Origin of the sequence: Pseudomonas sp. TWP3-1, assembly GCF_049896625.1 — a bacterium.
Lineage (GTDB): Bacteria > Pseudomonadota > Gammaproteobacteria > Pseudomonadales > Pseudomonadaceae > Aquipseudomonas.
In genome coordinates this window covers 55,095-71,791 of the sequence record NZ_JAFCUQ010000011.1, presented here as the reverse complement: position 1 = coordinate 71,791, position 16,697 = coordinate 55,095, and the positions used below count along the sequence as shown (strand labels likewise).

At 60.8% G+C, this 16,697-nt stretch carries 19 protein-coding genes; 6 read left to right on the top strand and 13 right to left on the bottom strand.

All coding sequences use genetic code 11. The features are described 5' to 3' along the window. Positions 1–8: 8 nt before the first annotated feature. From metW to ACP7BN_RS16315, 5 genes are all read right to left on the bottom strand, one after another. Complete coding sequence (metW, locus tag ACP7BN_RS16335; RefSeq protein ID WP_420647357.1) at positions 9–629, bottom strand: methionine biosynthesis protein MetW; 621 nt, start codon at positions 627–629, stop codon at positions 9–11. A 7-nt stretch (positions 630–636) separates the two neighbouring features. Continuing rightward, on the bottom strand, positions 637–1,776 hold the full coding sequence (gene metX / locus ACP7BN_RS16330) for a homoserine O-succinyltransferase MetX (protein WP_426205253.1): 1,140 nt from the start codon (positions 1,774–1,776) through the stop codon (positions 637–639). Positions 1,777–2,043: 267 nt separating this feature from the next. Further along, on the bottom strand, positions 2,044–2,634 hold the full coding sequence (locus tag ACP7BN_RS16325; RefSeq protein ID WP_420647355.1) for a YggT family protein: 591 nt from the start codon (positions 2,632–2,634) through the stop codon (positions 2,044–2,046). A 10-nt stretch (positions 2,635–2,644) separates the two neighbouring features. Continuing rightward, positions 2,645–3,463, bottom strand: a complete 819-nt coding sequence (proC, locus tag ACP7BN_RS16320) for a pyrroline-5-carboxylate reductase (protein ID WP_426205252.1) — start codon at positions 3,461–3,463, stop codon at positions 2,645–2,647. Between the two features lie 23 nt (positions 3,464–3,486). Then, on the bottom strand, positions 3,487–4,173 hold the full coding sequence (locus ACP7BN_RS16315) for a YggS family pyridoxal phosphate-dependent enzyme (protein WP_426205251.1): 687 nt from the start codon (positions 4,171–4,173) through the stop codon (positions 3,487–3,489). Between the two features lie 56 nt (positions 4,174–4,229). Here ACP7BN_RS16315 and ACP7BN_RS16310 point away from each other — a divergent pair, with 56 nt between their 5' ends. Then, complete coding sequence (locus ACP7BN_RS16310) at positions 4,230–5,264, top strand: type IV pilus twitching motility protein PilT (protein WP_420647352.1); 1,035 nt, start codon at positions 4,230–4,232, stop codon at positions 5,262–5,264. Between the two features lie 104 nt (positions 5,265–5,368). On the opposite strand, the gene ACP7BN_RS16305 is transcribed toward ACP7BN_RS16310, so the two are convergent. Then, positions 5,369–5,986 carry a C40 family peptidase gene (locus ACP7BN_RS16305; protein ID WP_426205250.1) on the bottom strand — a complete coding sequence of 206 codons (618 nt, stop codon included), beginning with the start codon at positions 5,984–5,986 and terminating at the stop codon, positions 5,369–5,371. Between the two features lie 248 nt (positions 5,987–6,234). On the opposite strand from ACP7BN_RS16305, the gene ACP7BN_RS16300 reads away from it, so the two are divergent. After that, positions 6,235–6,669 carry an NINE protein gene (locus ACP7BN_RS16300; RefSeq protein ID WP_426205249.1) on the top strand — a complete coding sequence of 145 codons (435 nt, stop codon included), beginning with the start codon at positions 6,235–6,237 and terminating at the stop codon, positions 6,667–6,669. 104 nt (positions 6,670–6,773) lie between these two features. On the opposite strand, the gene ACP7BN_RS16295 is transcribed toward ACP7BN_RS16300, so the two are convergent. From ACP7BN_RS16295 to gshB, 7 genes are all read right to left on the bottom strand, one after another. Then, positions 6,774–8,045, bottom strand: coding sequence for a dihydroorotase (locus ACP7BN_RS16295; protein WP_426205248.1), 1,272 nt, complete (start codon positions 8,043–8,045; stop codon positions 6,774–6,776). Continuing rightward, the gene (locus tag ACP7BN_RS16290) at positions 8,042–9,046 is read right to left on the bottom strand and encodes an aspartate carbamoyltransferase catalytic subunit (protein WP_095164512.1); all 1,005 of its coding nucleotides are present in this window, start codon (positions 9,044–9,046) and stop codon (positions 8,042–8,044) included. The genes ACP7BN_RS16295 and ACP7BN_RS16290 overlap by 4 nt, the downstream gene beginning before the upstream one ends. 27 nt (positions 9,047–9,073) lie before the next feature. Continuing rightward, positions 9,074–9,580 carry a bifunctional pyr operon transcriptional regulator/uracil phosphoribosyltransferase PyrR gene (gene pyrR, locus ACP7BN_RS16285; RefSeq protein ID WP_426205247.1) on the bottom strand — a complete coding sequence of 169 codons (507 nt, stop codon included), beginning with the start codon at positions 9,578–9,580 and terminating at the stop codon, positions 9,074–9,076. 97 nt (positions 9,581–9,677) lie between these two features. After that, positions 9,678–10,115 (bottom strand): Holliday junction resolvase RuvX, encoded by a 438-nt coding sequence (ruvX, locus tag ACP7BN_RS16280; RefSeq protein WP_426205246.1) that lies wholly within the window; start codon positions 10,113–10,115, stop codon positions 9,678–9,680. After that, a complete protein-coding gene (locus ACP7BN_RS16275; RefSeq protein ID WP_426205338.1) occupies positions 10,115–10,687 on the bottom strand; it encodes a YqgE/AlgH family protein in 573 nt (190 codons plus the stop codon). The genes ruvX and ACP7BN_RS16275 overlap by 1 nt, the downstream gene beginning before the upstream one ends. A 223-nt stretch (positions 10,688–10,910) precedes the next feature. Further along, the gene (locus ACP7BN_RS16270; protein ID WP_420647346.1) at positions 10,911–11,810 is read right to left on the bottom strand and encodes an energy transducer TonB; all 900 of its coding nucleotides are present in this window, start codon (positions 11,808–11,810) and stop codon (positions 10,911–10,913) included. Positions 11,811–11,887: 77 nt separating this feature from the next. Then, positions 11,888–12,841 carry a glutathione synthase gene (gene gshB / locus ACP7BN_RS16265; protein WP_426205245.1) on the bottom strand — a complete coding sequence of 318 codons (954 nt, stop codon included), beginning with the start codon at positions 12,839–12,841 and terminating at the stop codon, positions 11,888–11,890. A gap of 225 nt (positions 12,842–13,066) precedes the next feature. Here gshB and pilG point away from each other — a divergent pair, with 225 nt between their 5' ends. The 4 genes from pilG to ACP7BN_RS16245 all read left to right on the top strand — a co-directional run bounded on the left by pilG (position 13,067) and on the right by ACP7BN_RS16245 (position 16,697). After that, positions 13,067–13,471, top strand: a complete 405-nt coding sequence (gene pilG / locus ACP7BN_RS16260) for a twitching motility response regulator PilG (protein ID WP_420647344.1) — start codon at positions 13,067–13,069, stop codon at positions 13,469–13,471. A gap of 59 nt (positions 13,472–13,530) precedes the next feature. Further along, the gene (gene pilH / locus ACP7BN_RS16255) at positions 13,531–13,896 is read left to right on the top strand and encodes a twitching motility response regulator PilH (protein ID WP_027926574.1); all 366 of its coding nucleotides are present in this window, start codon (positions 13,531–13,533) and stop codon (positions 13,894–13,896) included. Between the two features lie 10 nt (positions 13,897–13,906). Further along, complete coding sequence (locus ACP7BN_RS16250) at positions 13,907–14,446, top strand: chemotaxis protein CheW (RefSeq protein WP_426205244.1); 540 nt, start codon at positions 13,907–13,909, stop codon at positions 14,444–14,446. Positions 14,447–14,636: 190 nt separating this feature from the next. Continuing rightward, complete coding sequence (locus tag ACP7BN_RS16245) at positions 14,637–16,697, top strand: methyl-accepting chemotaxis protein (protein WP_426205243.1); 2,061 nt, start codon at positions 14,637–14,639, stop codon at positions 16,695–16,697.

Here is a 16,697-nt window from a genome sequence, read left to right as displayed (position 1 = left end):
GGCGTGTTTCAGACCGCGATCTGGTGATCCGCAAGCCCTGGGCTGCTGACGCGGTAGATACCGATCTCACCCAACAGATTAGGCCATAGCTTACTGGCCCACCCGTGGCGGTGCTGTTGATCCACGGCAAGCCGATCAATGACCTTGGCTTCGCGTTCACGGCACAGTTCTTCAAAGTCTTCGAAGGTACAGAAGTGGATGTTCGGCGTGTTGTACCAGGTGTACGGCAGAAACTCCGACACCGGCATCCGCCCCTTGCTCGCCAGATACCAGCGGCAGCGCCAGTGGCCGAAGTTGGGGAAGGTGATGATGCACTGACGCCCGACCCGCAGCATTTCGTCGAGGATCTTGTCCGGGTAATGCACGGCTTGCAGGGCCTGCGTCATCACCACCACGTCGAAACTGTTGCTGGCGAAGTTGCCCAGGCCCTTGTCCAGATCCTGCTCGATGACGTTGACGCCTTTGGCCACGCACTGCGCGATGTTGTCGGCGTCGTTTTCCAGGCCATAACCGGTGACCTGCTTGTGGTCGCGCAGCCAGGTCAGCAGCTCGCCGTCACCGCAGCCGAGGTCGAGCACGCGGCTGCCGGCGGGGATCCATTCCTGGATGATTTCCAGATCAGCTCTCATGGCTTTCTCACAACGTGATTCGGTTCATGTAATTGCCGAACGCCTGCAAATAGCGCGGGATCGGAATCAGGAAGGCGTCGTGGCCCTGCGGCGCGTCGATCTCCAGGTAGCTGACGTCCTTGCGCGCGGCCATCAGCGCGTCCACCAGTTCCCGCGAGCGGGCAGGGGAGAAGCGCCAGTCAGTGGTGAACGACATCACACAGAACTTGGCTGTAGCGTTGGCGAAGGTTTTCGCCAGGTCATCGTCGAAGTTCGCCGCCGGATCGAAGTAATCCAGTGCCTTGGTCATCAACAGATAGGTGTTGGCATCGAAGCGTCCGGAGAACTCTTCGCCCTGATAGCGCAAGTAGCTTTCGACCTGGAATTCGACGCTGTGGAAGTCGTAGTTGAGCTTCTCGCTCTTCAGGCCCCGGCCGAATTTCTCGCCCATCGAATCGTCGGACAGATACGTGATGTGCCCGACCATCCGCGCCAGCATCAGCCCACGCTTGGGGATTACGCCGGCTTCCTGGAACGAGCCACCGTGGAATTCCGGGTCGGTGAGGATCGCCTGACGCGCCACTTCGTTGAAGGCGATGTTCTGCGCCGACAGCTTGGGGGCCGAGGCGATGGCCAGGCAGTGGCGCACGCGATCCGGGTAAGTGATGGTCCATTGCAGCGCCTGCATGCCGCCGAGGCTGCCGCCGATCACTGCCGCCCACTGGCCGATGCCGAGCAGGTCAGCGAGACGCGCCTGGCTGTGCACCCAGTCTTCCACGGTCAGCACCGGGAAGTCGGCGCCGAAGGGCTTGCCGGTCTCGGGGTTGATGCTGCTCGGGCCGGTGGAGCCGTTGCATCCACCGAGGTTGTTCAGGCTGACCACGAAGAATTTGCTGGTGTCGATCGGCTTGCCGGGGCCGATGCAGCTGTCCCACCAACCGGGCTTGCGGTCGTCGACGCTGTGATAGCCGGCGGCGTGATGATGGCCGGACAACGCATGACAGATCAGCACGGCGTTGCTCGCCTGCGCGTTGAGCGTGCCGTAGGTTTCGTAGATCAGGTCATAAGCGGGCAGCGACCGGCCACAGGCCAGGGCCAGCGGTTCGCTGAAGTGCGCCGTTTGCGGCGTCACCAGACCAACAGAATCGGGGGGAAAGGCAGCTGGCATCGACCCTGCTCTCGTTGAAATGAGGCGTAAGTCTAAAGACCGGGGGGGTTAGCGGCAAGCGGCCCTCACCCTAACCCTCTCCCGGAGGGAGAGGGGACTGATCGAGGCGATCTTCAGAGCTACGCCGACCTGAAATTTCCGCGCCGGACTCCGGTCTCGGAAACAACACAGCTGAGCTCCCTCTCCCTCGGGAGAGGGCTGGGGTGAGGGGAGAGGCCGACACGGAATCAGACCGAACAACGCCCACACCGCCCCAGCAAAAACCGATCACATCAACAAACGCAATATCTCCGGCATCATCGTCATCGCCGCCAGATTGTTGATCACCAACATATCGATCAGCTTCAACACCAGGAAGGCAAAAATCGGCGACAGATCCAGCCCGCCGAGATTCGGCAGGAAGCGACGGAACGGCGCCAGAGCCGGTTCACAGATCTGGTTCACCAGTTCAGCGCCCGGGTTATGGCTGCCCGGTGCGACCCAAGACAGAATGATGCTGATGATCATGGCCCAGAAGAAGATCTTCAGGAACAGCGCGGCCACGCCGATCAGCGACCAGATAAACAGTTGCAGCGGATTGCCGGTGGTGCCGTACGTCAGCAGCAGGGTCAGGGCCATCAGCGCCAGTTGCACCAGAATTGCCAGTACCAGCGACGACATGTCCAGACCGAACATGCTCGGGATGATCCGGCGCAGTGGCTTGAGCAGCGGCTGGGTGGCTTTGACGATGAACTGGCAGAGCGGGTTGTAGAAGTTCGCGCGCACCAGTTGCAGAACGAAGCGCAACAACACGATCAGCAGATACAGACTGCCGAGGGTTTGCAGCACGTAAACCGCTGCGGTGTTCAATCCAATCATGTAAGGCTCCTTATTTGCCCAGTTGTTCGGCCATTTCGGCCGAGCGGTGCGCGGCGGCGCCGAGTGCTTTTTCTACCAGCGCTTCGAAGCCGCCAGCCTGGAACGATTTGATTGCGGCTTCAGTGGTACCGGCCGGCGAGGTCACGCGACGGCGCAGTTCCGCGGCGTCAACGTCACTGGAAACGGCCATATGCGCGGCGCCGAGAGCGGTTTGCAAGGTCAGTTGTTCAGCGGTTTCTTTTGGCAGACCGAGTTTGACGCCAGCGGCAGTCATGGCTTCGATCAGCAGGAAGAAGTACGCCGGGCCGGAGCCGGACACGGCGGTCACTGCGTCCAGTTGCAGCTCTTCGTTCAGCCACAGCGCGATGCCGACGGCGGACAGCAACTCTTCGGCCTGCTGACGCTGCTCGGCAGTCACTTCGCTGGTGGCGTACAAGCCGCTGACGCCTTGGCGCAGCAGCGCCGGAGTATTCGGCATGCAGCGCACAATCGGCTGCTCGCCGAGCCACGCGGTCATGCTCGCGCAGGTGATGCCGGCAGCAATCGAGACCACCAGTTGATGGGGTTTGAGGCTCGGGCGAATCGCTTCGCATACGGCTTTCATGGCTTGCGGCTTGACCGCCAGCACTACTACGTCGGCGCCGTCGATGGCCTGAGCGTTGTCGGCGAAGGTTTCGATGCCGTGTTCGCGGCTGACGCGCGTGCGGGTTTCTTCACCCGGATCGCTGGCGCGGATCAGCGCGGCGTCCAGACCCTTGGCCCGCAGGCCGCCGATCAGGCTGGCGGCCATGTTGCCGGCACCGATAAAGGCAATACGTGTGTCGCTCATGTCTGATCCTTATCTGGAAATGTTCAAGATTGGGAATAGTCTCTGGCGCCAAACAGGGCCGTACCGATACGTACCCATGTGGCGCCTTGGGCAATGGCCGACTCGAGGTCGTGGCTCATGCCCATGGAAAGTGTGTCGAGCGGCAGATTGAGGCTCGCTTGCAATTGCTGCACGGTGGCAAACGCTGCGTCTTGTTCGGCGCGATCTTCGGTCGGCTCGGGAATCGCCATCAATCCGCGCAACTTGATCCGTGGCAACGCACTGATCGCTTGCGCCAATGCCGGCAGATCCGCCGGGGTGCAGCCGGACTTGCTGGCTTCACCGCTGACGTTGACCTGAATGCAGATGTTCAGCGGCGGCATGTCCGCCGGGCGTTGTTCGGACAGGCGTTGGGCGATTTTCAAACGATCCACAGAGTGCACCCAAGCGAAATGCTCGGCGATGGCGCGAGTCTTGTTCGATTGAATGGGGCCGATGAAATGCCAGATCAAGGGCAGGTCGGCCAGTTCGAGCTGTTTGCCCAAGGCTTCCTGCAGATAGTTCTCGCCAAAATCCCGCAGGCCGGCGGCGTACGCTTCACGCAAGGCTTCGCCGGGCTTGGTCTTGCTCACGGCCAAGAGCTGCACGCTGTTTTCGACGCGCCCGGCGGATTCGGCGGCGGCACGGATGCGCGAACTAACCTGAACAATGTTGTCTGCTATCGTGGACATCAAGAGGCGCCAGCGGTCTGAAGGTTCGCGGCATTCTACTGGAATTGAGGGACGCTATGGATATCACTGAACTGCTGGCCTTCAGCGCCAAACAGGGCGCTTCCGACCTGCACTTGTCGGCCGGATTGCCGCCGATGATCCGCGTCGATGGCGATGTGCGGCGGATCAATCTGCCGGCGCTCGATCACAAACAAGTGCACGAATTGATCTACGCCATCATGAACGACACCCAGCGCGTGGACTTCGAGAAACATCTCGAAACCGACTTTTCCTTCGAAGTGCCCGGTGTGGCGCGGTTTCGGGTCAATGCCTTCAACCAGAATCGCGGCGCCGGGGCAGTGTTTCGTACCATTCCGTCGAAAGTGCTGAGCATGGAAGACCTCGGCATGGGCGACGTCTTCCGCAAGATCACCGACGCCCCGCGCGGGCTGGTGCTGGTCACCGGGCCGACCGGCTCGGGCAAGTCGACCACGCTGGCGGCGATGATCGATTATCTCAACACCCATCGCCATCACCACATCCTGACCATCGAAGACCCGATCGAATTCGTCCATGAATCGCGTAAATGCCTGATCAATCAGCGTGAAGTCCACCGCGATACGCGCAGTTTCGCCACGGCGCTGCGTTCGGCTTTGCGCGAAGACCCGGATGTGATTCTGGTCGGCGAGATGCGCGATCTGGAAACCATCCGCCTGGCGTTGACCGCCGCCGAGACCGGGCATCTGGTGTTCGGCACGCTGCACACCACGTCGGCGGCGAAGACCATCGACCGGGTGGTGGACGTGTTCCCTGGTGACGAGAAGTCGATGGTGCGCTCGATGCTGTCGGAGTCGCTGTTGGCGGTGGTGTCGCAGACCTTGATCAAGAAGATCGGCGGCGGGCGGGTGGCGGCGCACGAGATCATGCTCGGCACGTCGGCGATCCGTAACCTGATCCGCGAGGACAAGGTCGCGCAGATGTATTCGTCGATTCAGACCGGTGGGTCTTTGGGGATGCAGACACTGGATATGTGCCTGAAGGAGTTGGTGACCAAAGGCTTGATCAGCCGCGAGCATGCGCGAGAGAAGGCGCGTACGCCGGATAATTTTTAGGAGCTAAAAGCAAAAGATCGCAGCCTCCGGCAGCTCCTACAGGGAAACGCTAATCCCGTGTAGGAGCTGCCGAAGGCTGCGATCTTTTGATCTTGCTGTAAGGCTTAGCGCTGAACCACGCGCAACTGGTTCGGTTCTTTCGGCAACACACGCTTGGCAACCACGTAGTGTTTTTCCCAGTACGGCTTGTTCAAGGTGTCGATGCTTACCGACTTGCCGCGACGCGGTGCGTGGATAAAGCGGTCGTTGCCCAGGTAGATGGCAACGTGATTGACCCGACGACTCTTGATGTTGAAGAAAATCAGATCGCCCGGCTTCAGATCCTTGCGCTCGACTTTCTCGCCGTGGCCGCTGGCCATGGCGTTCGAGGTGCGTGGCAGGTCGAACGTAGCGTCGTTGAACGCGTATTTCACCAGACCGCTGCAATCAAAGCCTTTACTTGGGCTGCTGCCGCCCCAACGATAGGGAGTGCCGAGGACGTTTACCGCGCGGCTGAGGACATTGCTGCTTTCCTTGCTCGCCATCGGTGGCACCAGCTTGCTGTTGCCTTTGCTGCTCAGCGTGGTGGTTTTGCTCTGCTTGCTCTTGTTCGAGGGAGCAGAAGCATGGGATTTCGGGGTGAAACCGTTAACGTTGGGAAGACGTTGCTCACGATTGGTGGCGTGGGCGGCCAGTGGCAGTAACAGGCAAATGGTTAGCCATGTCTTGAAAAATGGTCGCATTAGGCGTGGCTCTTAAGTGATAGCGCGCAACTTTATAACAGCTTTTTTGTCCCTTCCGAGGCCGTTGGTCGATTCAAGCGGCGGGCAACGGAACCAAATAAGCGGCAAATTGACGCGATTGTCGGACACGAGTCCGATGCTATAAGGCTTTGACGGACGTCACCCTAACATTTGCCATACGTCGGCTACCTGTAAAAAAGTCACAAAGAATTCAACAATATTTATCTATCGTGTGCATCGAGGTCTTAATGAGCAGCTATCAGCTACCCCGTGTGAAAGAAAAAGACACCCACAGCAAATTCATCGGTTACCTGCTGTGGATATTCGGATTTACCGGCGCGCACCGCTTTTATTACGGCAAGCCGGTGACCGGGACGATCTGGTTTTTCACCCTTGGATTGTTGGGAATCGGCTGGCTGATCGACCTGTTTCTGATCCCGGCAATGGATCGCGAAGCAGATCTGCGTTTCACCGCAGGGCCGATCGAGTACAACGTGGCGTGGATTCTGCTGGCGTTTCTCGGCGTATTCGGCGTGCACCGGATGTATCAGGGCAAGTGGATCAGCGGATTGCTGTACTTGCTGACGGGCGGGTTGTTCTTTCTGGGGGTGTTGTATGACTTCTGGACGCTGAACGATCAGGTCTCGGTGCGTAACGCGCAGAATCGCGGCACCTTCCAGTAAGCCATCGCTGGCAAGCCAGCTCCCACAAGGTCTTGCGCAATCTTCGGGTTAGCGCAAAACCTGTGGGAGCAGCTGGCTTGCCAGCGATTGAGGGCAACTCGTTATCAAGCCTGGTGACTGATCCGCCCATCCACCAAGGTATAGCGAACCACACCTGGCAAAGTGTGACCCAGGAACGGGCAGTTCTCACCCTTCGAGCGCCAGCCTTCACCGGCCACTGTCGAAGCCTTCGGATCGAACAGCACGATATCCGCTGCGCCACCCACCGCCAGCTTGCCCGCCGGCAGGCGCAAGGCGTCGGCCGGGCCAGCGCTCAAACGCGCGAGCAAGGTCGGCAGATCGAGCAGACCATCCTCAACCAGCGTCATCGCCAGCGGCAGCAGCAGCTCAACACTGCTGATGCCCGGCTCGGTCGCGCCGAACGGTGCCAGTTTCGCGTCACGTTCATGCGGTTGGTGATGGCTGGAGATGGCCGACACCACACCGGATTTCACCGCATCACGCAGGCCATCGCGGTCGGCGCGGGTGCGCAGCGGCGGTTGTACGTGATACAGACTGTTGAAGTCGATCAGCGCTTCATCCGTCAGGATCAGCTGATACAACGCCACATCCGCCGTTACCTTCAGGCCACGCGCCTGCGCCTGAGCGATCAGCGCCACGCCGCGCGCGCTGGTCAACTGACTGAAATGCGCACGCACGCCAGTCTGCTCGACCAACAGCAGGTCGCGAGCCAAAGCTACGGTTTCAGCAGTTTCCGGAATGCCTGGCAAACCGAGGAAACTTGCGGTCGGGCCTTCGTGCGCCAGACCGCCCTCAGCCAGATCGTGATCTTGCGAATTGAAAATCACCGTCAGATCAAAGGTCGCCGCGTAATCCAGCGCCCGGCACAAAGTGCGGGTGTTGCGGAAACTCTCCAGGCCGTTACCGAACGCCACGCAACCGGCGTCGCGCAGGGCCACCAGTTCGGCCAGTTGCTCGCCATCCAGACCTTTGCTCAGCGCGCCAATCGGGAACACCTTGGTGTTGCCGGCTTCGCGAGCGCGGTCGAGGATCAGCTCGGCCACCGCCGAAGTGTCGAGCACCGGTTTGGTCTGTGGCGGGCAGCACAGGCTGGTCACGCCACCCGCCGCTGCAGCGCGGGTTTCGCTGGCAATCGAGCCTTTGCGGCTGTAGCCCGGCTCGCGCAGGGCGACGTTGAGGTCGACCAGGCCAGGTGCGGCGATCAAACCCGTCGCATCAATGGTTTCCAGCGCGGTGAAACCGGCCGGCGCAGCGCCGAGGGCGATGATCTTGCAGGCTTCAATGTGAATATCGGTGATTTGATCCAGGCCGCTGCTTGGATCGATGACGCGGGCGCCGAGAATGCTGAGCTTCACTGGGCGTTCTCCTGCTCGAATTGACGTTGCGCAGTCTGCCCGCTCATGGCCATCGATAGCACGGCCATACGGATCGCGATGCCGTAGGTAACTTGATTGAGGATCACCGAATGCGGGCCGTCGGCCACTGCGGATTCGATCTCCACGCCACGGTTGATCGGCCCCGGATGCATGACGATGCAATCCGGTTTGGCCCCGGCCAGACGCGCGGTGGTCAGGCCGAACAGGCGATAGAACTCGCCTTCACTCGGCAGCAGGCCGCCGGTCATGCGCTCGCGTTGCAGACGCAACATGATCACCACGTCAACGTCTTTCAGGCCTTCGGTCATGTCGGTGTAGACCTTTACGCCGTACTGCTCGATGCCGATCGGCAGCAGGGTTTTCGGCGCGATCACGCGGATGTCCGGGCAGCCGAGGGTTTTCAGCGCGAGCATGTTCGAGCGCGCCACCCGCGAGTGCAGGATGTCGCCGACGATGGCCACCGAGAGGTTTTCGAAGCTGCCCTTGTGCCGACGGATGGTCAGCATGTCGAGCATGCCCTGAGTCGGGTGCGCGTGACGGCCGTCGCCGCCGTTGATGATCGCCACTTGCGGGCAGACATGTTCGGCGATGAAGTGCGCAGCGCCGGAATCACCGTGGCGCACGACGAACATGTCGGCAGCCATCGCTTCGAGGTTGCGCAGGGTGTCGAGCAGCGTTTCGCCCTTGCTCGCCGACGAGGTCGAGACGTTCAGGGTGATCACGTCCGCCGACAGCCGCTGGGCCGCCAGTTCGAAAGTGGTACGGGTGCGCGTGGAGTTTTCAAAGAACACGTTGCACACGGTCTTGCCGCGCAGCAACGGGACTTTCTTCACCGCCCGGGCGCCGACTTCAAGGAACGAATCGGCAGTGTCGAGGATTTCCGTCAGCAACTCGCGGCGCAGGCCGTCGAGCGAGAGGAAGTGGCGCAGCTGGCCCTGATCATTGAGCTGCAGCGGGCGCTTGGTATCTAGAGGCGTCATCGCGAAGGGGACTCTCAATAGGGCGGATTAAAGGGCAAAGTCTTGCAGTTCGAGCGCCAGCGGCTCGGGGCCGGACAGCTTCACCCGCTCGTGCGCGGCCAGCGTCAGGGTTGCACCGACCACATTCGGGCGGATCGGCAGCTCGCCGGCGTCCAGATCGAGCAGGCAGACCAGCGTCACGCTGGCCGGGCGGCCGTAGTCGAACAGTTCGTTCATGGCGGCGCGAATGGTGCGGCCGCTCATCAGTACGTCGTCGATCAGCACCAGATGCTGGCCTTCGATCTCGAAGGGCAGGGCGGACGGGCGCACTTGCGGGTGCAGGCCGTTCTGGCTGAAATCGTCGCGGTAGAAGGACACATCCAGGGTGCCGAGCGGCGCATCGCTGCGCATTTCCTTGAGCAAGGCCTGGGCGACCCAGATGCCACCGGTGCGAATGCCGATGTAACGCGGTTCGCTGATGCCACGCTGGGCCAGGTGCGCCTTGAGGCTAGTGGCCATCTGGCTGATCAGATCGGCGGGATTGGGCAGACTCATGGTTGCTCCTTCTTTGACCCGAGCCTGATCCTGCCGGACGTGGCTCGGGTATTTAGCCAAAAGAAAAGCGCCGTAGCGCTTCTCGAATTAAATGCGCTCAGGACGCAAACAGTGCAGTGTTTTCATCGAGCCAGCCTTGCAGCAGCAGGGCGGCGGCGATGGCATCCACCGGGTTGTCGCGGTAACTGCCCTTTTGTCCGCCACGCGCCATCCGCTCGCCCTTGGCTTCAAAAGTGGTCAGGCGTTCATCGTGGGTATAAAAGGGCAGGTTGTAGCGGCCGTTGAGGCGGCGGGCAAACTTCTCGGCGCGTACGCACATGTCGCTTGGCGTGCCGTCCATGTTCAGCGGCAGGCCGACTACTACAGCGTCGGGTTTCCATTCCTTTATAAGCGCTTCGACCTGATTCCAGTCCGGAACGCCGTTTTGCGCTTTCAAGGTGCACAGCTCGCGGGCCTGGCCGGTAATCACCTGACCGACCGCGACGCCGATCTGTTTGGTGCCGTAATCGAAGCCGAGAATCAGACGCAGAGCCATCAGGCGTGCCCCGCCTGGCTGGTCAGCAAGCTGAGGTTGATCCCCAGATGCTTGGCTGCCGCTTCCAGACGCAGTTCGCTGCTGGTGTTGAACAGGATGTCGGCGTCATACGGGCAGTTGAGCCAGGCGTTGTCGGCCAGTTCGGCTTCGAGTTGCCCGGCTTCCCAACCGGCGTAGCCGAGGGTGATCAGGCTTTTCGCCGGGCCCACGCCGTCAGCGATGGCGAACAGCACGTCCTGGGAGGTGGACAGCGCCAGATCGCCTTCCAGCTCGACGGTCGCCTGAAAGGTCTTGCCCGCCGGATGCAGGACAAACCCGCGATCAGTCTGCACCGGACCGCCGATGAAGATCGGCACGTGCTGGCACAGTGCAGGCGGCTCGATGTCCGGGCGCAGTTGTTCGAGAATGTCGGCCAGATTCAGCTCTTGCGGTCGATTGACCACCAGCCCCATGGCCCCATTGGCCGTGTGCTCGACGATGTAGGTCAAGGTGTGGGCAAAGTTCGGGTCGGCCATGTGTGGCATGGCAATCAGGAATTGATGCTTGAGGTAGCTGGGGCTGACGTTTTTCATGTGCGCTAGTGTGGCGTTCAAGGGGCGAACTGACAAGCTGGGGATGCGTTGCAAATGGTCTTCTGATCGTTCAACAGACCACTGTGGCGAGGGAGCTTGCTCCCGCTCGGCTGCGCAGCAGTCGCAAAATCTGCTGGCGCGGTGTGTCTCAAGAAAAGCAGGGGGCCGCTTCGCAGCCCAGCGGGAGCAAGCTCCCTCGCCACAAAAGCTGTACGGGTGGTATTCAGTTACTGGAAAGCTTGTCGCCCCGGGCGAATTTCCAGGTGCGGATGATTTCCAGTCGGTCGACATCTGCCAGATCGCCGCTGAACGGTGCAAACGGCGCTGCCAGCCGCACAATCCGCTGCGCCGCCTGATCCAGCAGCGGCTGGCCGGAGGATTCCAGCACCAGCACTTCATACAGCGAGCCGTCGCGGTTGATCGAAACCATCAGGCGCAGGTTGCCGTAAATCTGCTGGCGGCGCGCTTCGTCGGGATAATTCAGGTTGCCGATGCGCTCGACCTTCTTGCGCCAGTCATCCTTATACCAGGCGCCCTTGTCGCGCATGGTCGAGGCCGCGCTGAGGCGGTGGATACGCGGGCGTTTGGCGTACAGCTGCTGTTCGTTGGCCAGTTCCGCTTCGAGACTGGCGATGTCGCTGGACAGCTGCGAGCTGTCGAACGTCGGCGCATCGACCGTCGGTTTGATCGGGGTTTTGGCTTCTTCTTTCTTGGTCGGGGCTTTTTTTGGCTTCGGCGCGACGGTGGTCACTGCAGCCTTGGGCGCGGCGTCCTGCACTTGCGGCTTGGCGGCCGGCGGCGGGGTGACCTTCTTCACCTCGTTGGCCTGGAACGGCGCGACTTCAGTCGTCTTCGGAATCGCCTTCTTGTCCAGCGTGCCGCTGCCTTCCTGATTTTCCTGCGCAAGGAAATCGGCCTTCTTCGGCTTGGTTTCGCTCTTGAACGTGGCGAGGGTGATTTCCAGGGTTTTGCTGATCTGCTTGGGCTCGACCATGGTGAAACCCACGCCAAGCAGCAGCGCCAAATGGATCAGCGCCGCGAGAAACAGGGTAAATCCGAGGCGATCGACCGGGCGCACGCCACGATGGGCGAGTTCTGCGGGCAGATCGGACGGGAGGGTCATGACAAGTAAACCAACATCGCGTTTTTCACAGGCCGCGCATGATAACGCAATGTTGGTCGCATCTTGGTTGTTCTAACTCAACGAGCCTTGAGCTTCTGATCGATGGCATCCATCAGCAAGCCGCCGATGTCGGTGCCGAACGCGTTGTCGATCTCGCGGATGCAGGTCGGGCTGGTGACGTTGATTTCGGTCAGGTGCTCGCCGATCACATCCAGACCGACGAACAGCAGGCCTTTCTCGCGCAGGGTCGGGCCGACTTGTGCGGCGATCCAGCGATCCTTGTCGGTCAGCGGACGTGCTTCGCCGCGACCACCGGCCGCGAGGTTGCCCCGGGTTTCGCCCTGAGCGGGGATCCGCGCCAGGCAGTAATCTACCGGCTCACCGTCGATCATCAAGATGCGCTTGTCGCCGTCCTTGATCGCCGGCAGGTAAGCCTGGCCCATGATCTGCTGGCCGCCGAGGGCGGTCAGGGTTTCCAGAATCACCGACAGGTTCGGATCACCGGCACGGTGACGGAAGATCGACGTGCCGCCCATGCCGTCCAGCGGCTTGAGGATCACGTCGCCGTGTTTGGCGGCGAATTCACGCAGCACGTCGGTGCGGCGGCTGACCACGGTCGGGGGTGTGCACTGCGGGAACAGCGTGGCGAACAGCTTTTCGTTGCAGTCGCGCAGGCTCTGCGGCTTGTTCACCACCAGCACGCCAGCGGCTTCGGCTTGTTCGAGCAGATAAGTGGAGTAAACGAACTCCATGTCGAACGGCGGATCCTTGCGCATCAGGATCACGTCCAGATCGCTCAGCAGCGAATCCTGCTCGGCGTCCAGTTCGAACCATTTTTCCGGGTTGGCGAACACCTTCAGCGGACGCATGCGCGCCCGCGCCTGACCTTCGCCCTGATACAGGTCGCGCTGTTCCATATAGAACAGTTCCCAGCCGCGCTTCTGCGCGGCCAGCAGCATGGCCAGCGAGCTATCCTTTTTATAGGAAATGCTGGCGATAGGGTCCATGACAATCCCGACGCGAACGCTCATTGGGTTTTCCTCGAAAATGGGCTACCGGAACGGTATGAAAAAAGTGCCGCCAGAGTGGCGCCGGGCGGGTTTGCGGTCAAGGAAAAACCCGTCGATAGATTGCATCTGGAGACTGTGCTAAAAAGGCTGGCAATACGTGCTGGCCCTTGAGCATCAAGGGTTTGAAGCCAGCGGTCATCGCAAAACGGACAAATTGATTCGCAAAGGCGACGGTAGAGCCCCCTTATGGAACAGCAGTCCAGCGCCTTGAAGGTCATGGTGATCGACGACTCGAAAACGATTCGTCGCACCGCCGAAACATTGTTGAAAAATGCGGGTTGCGAAGTCATCACGGCAATCGACGGTTTCGACGCTCTGGCGAAGATCGCCGATAACCATCCCGGGATCATTTTTGTCGACATCATGATGCCGCGTCTGGATGGTTATCAGACCTGCGCTTTAATCAAGAACAACAGTGCGTTCAAGGCCACGCCGGTGATCATGCTGTCGTCGCGTGACGGGCTGTTCGACAAGGCCAAGGGGCGGATTGTCGGTTCCGATCAATTTTTGACCAAGCCTTTCAGCAAGGAAGAACTGCTCGACGCGATTTCGGCCCATGTGCCGGGCTTCGCCGCCGTTTTGCCGCAGTAAGACATGTATACAGACGCGCGGTCAGCGGGCCGTGGGTCGACAAGAAAATGGGGAAAACCATGGCACGTATTCTGATCGTCGATGACTCGCCGACCGAAATGTACAAACTGACCGGCATGCTCGAAAAGCACGGTCATGAAGTGTTGAAAGCCGAAAACGGTGCCGACGGCGTAGCGCTGGCCCGTCAGGAAAAACCCGACGCAGTGCTGATGGATATTGTCATGCCCGGCCTCAACGGCTTTCAGGCCACGCGCCAGTTGACCAAAGACCCGGACACCGGGCACATCCCGGTGATCATCATCACCACCAAGGATCAGGAAACCGACAAGGTCTGGGGCACCCGTCAGGGCGCCAAGGACTACCTGACCAAACCGGTCGACGAAGAAACCCTGATCAAAACCCTGAACAACGTGCTGGCCGGTTGATCGCGCAGCCATGAGCGAGTCGCTGACCGCGTTCGAGCTGTTGTGGCAGATCGACCAGCGCTGCCGTTTGCTGGCGGCGGACTTGCCGTCGCAAGCGGCGCGCGAGGATCGCTGGAGCGGCATCGGCTTTCGTCTCGGCGAACACTGGTATGTCGCGCCGATGGGCGAAGTCAGCGAAGTGCTGCCGGAACCGCGCTTCACTCAATTGCCCGGGGTCAAGCCGTGGGTCAAGGGTGTGGCTAACCTGCGCGGGCGTTTGCTGCCGATCATGGATCTGTGCGGGTTCTTCGGCCATGAGCTGTCGCCGATGCGCAAGCAGCGGCGGGTATTGGTGGTGGAGCATCAGGACGTGTTTGCCGGGCTGATCGTCGATGAAGTGTTCGGCTTGCAGCATTTCGAGCAGGACAGTTTTGAACCGATGCCGATCAGCCAGCGCCACGGCTCGAAGGCCGAGTTTGTGCAGGGGCATTTTCGGCGTGAGCAGGACTGGCGCGTGTTCAGCCTGTTTGCGCTGGCGCAGTCACCGGTGTTCATGAACGTAGCGGTATAGCAGCAACAATATAGAACCCATGTGGGAATGGGCCTTTGTGGCGAGGGGATTCAGCGAATCGTCGCACCGCCCCGTTGGGTCGCGTAGCGACCCCAAAAAACTTGGGGCTGCTGCGCAGCCCAACGGGGATAAATCCCCTCGCCACAAGGGCTAGCTCCCACAGGTTTTCGGCATGTCTTGGAAGGTGCGGATGACAAAAGCAAAAACAGGCAAGCCCGCAGAAGGCTCGCGCAGCCGCTCGCAGATCATCGTGCTGTTTATCGCGCTGATCGTGTTCATCATGCTGCTGTTCGCCAACTTCGCTTACCTCAACACCCAGGCCAACTACGACAAGCAGTACATCGGCCACGCCGGGGAACTGCGCGTGCTCTCGCAACGCATCGCCAAGAATGCCACCGAAGCCGCCGCCGGCAAGGCTGCCGCGTTCAAGTTGCTCAGCGATGCGCGCAACGATTTCGCGCAGCGCTGGGGCTATCTGAAAAAGGGTGACCCGCAGACCAGCCTGCTGCCAGCACCTTCCGCCGTACGCCCGGAAATGCGCGCCGTACAGCTGGACTGGGAACGCCTGCTGAAAAACACCGACGCAATTCTCTCCAGCGAACAGACCGTGCTCTCGCTGCATCAGGTCGCCGCGACCTTGGCCGAAACCGTGCCGCAGTTGCAGATCGAATACGAAAAAGTCGTCGAAATCCTCATCCAGCGCGGTGCCCCGTCCGCGCAAGTGGCCATGGCCCAGCGCCAGTCGTTGCTCGCCGAGCGCATTCTCGGCGCGGTCAACACCGTGCTGTCCGGCGACGAAAACTCCCAGCAAGCCGCCGACGCTTTCGGCCGCGACGCCGCGCGTTTTGGCCAGGTGCTCAACGGTATGCTGCAGGGCAACCCGGCACTGAAAATCAGCCAGGTCGAGGACCGCGACGCGCGTGCGCGTTTGAGCGAGATTTCCGAGCTGTTCCAGTTCGTCTCGGGCTCGGTGGATGAAATCCTCGAAACCTCGCCCGAACTGTTCAAGGTGCGCGAGTCGGCCACCAACATCTTCAGCCTGTCGCAAACCCTGCTTGACGAAGCCTCGCATCTGGCCACGCGTTTTGAAAACCTGGCCGGCGGGCGCAGCACCGACACCATCGGTGGCTACGTTTTGGGCTTGCTGGCGCTGGCCTCGATCATCCTGATCGGCCTGGTCATGGTGCGCGAAACCAACCGCCAGTTGCGCGAGACCGCCGAGAAGAACGAGCGCAACCAGAACGCGATCATGCGTCTGCTCGACGAGATCGAAGACCTCGCCGATGGCGACCTGACCGTGACCGCCTCGGTCACCGAAGACTTCACCGGCACCATCGCCGACTCGATCAACTACTCGGTCGACCAATTGCGCGATCTGGTCGCGACCATCAACCTCACCGCCGGCCAGGTTGCCGCAGCAGTGCAGGAAACCCAAGCCACTGCGATGCATCTGGCTCAGGCCTCCGAGCATCAGGCGCAGCAGATTTCCGAAGCTTCGACCGCCATCAGTGACATGGCCGAATCCATCGACCAAGTGTCGGCCAACGCCGCGGAATCCTCGGCGGTGGCCGAGCGTTCGGTGGAGATTGCCAACAAGGGCAACGAGGTGGTGCACAACACCATCCACGGCATGGACAACATTCGCGAGCAGATTCAGGACACCGCCAAACGCATCAAGCGTCTCGGTGAGTCGTCGCAGGAAATCGGCGACATCGTCAGCCTGATCGACGACATTGCCGACCAGACCAACATCCTCGCCCTCAACGCCGCGATTCAGGCTTCGATGGCCGGCGATGCCGGACGCGGGTTCGCCGTGGTTGCCGATGAAGTGCAGCGGCTGGCCGAGCGCTCATCCGCAGCGACCCGCCAGATCGAAACCCTGGTGCGGGCGATTCAGACCGACACCAACGAAGCCGTGATTTCCATGGAACAGACCACCACCGAAGTGGTACGCGGCGCACGGCTGGCGCAGGATGCCGGTGTGGCGCTGGAAGAAATCGAAGGCGTATCGAAGACCCTCGCGGCGCTGATCCAGAGTATTTCCAACGCGGCGCAGCAGCAGACTTCTTCGGCCGGGCAGATTTCGCTGACGATGAACGTGATCCAGCAGATCACTTCGCAGACCTCGTCCGGCTCCACGGCGACTGCCGAGAGCATCGGCAATCTGGCGAAGATGGCCAGTCAGTTGCGCCGCTCGGTGTCCGGTTTCACTTTGCCGGCAGAGCCGGGCGCGGCGACGGACAAGGCTTGA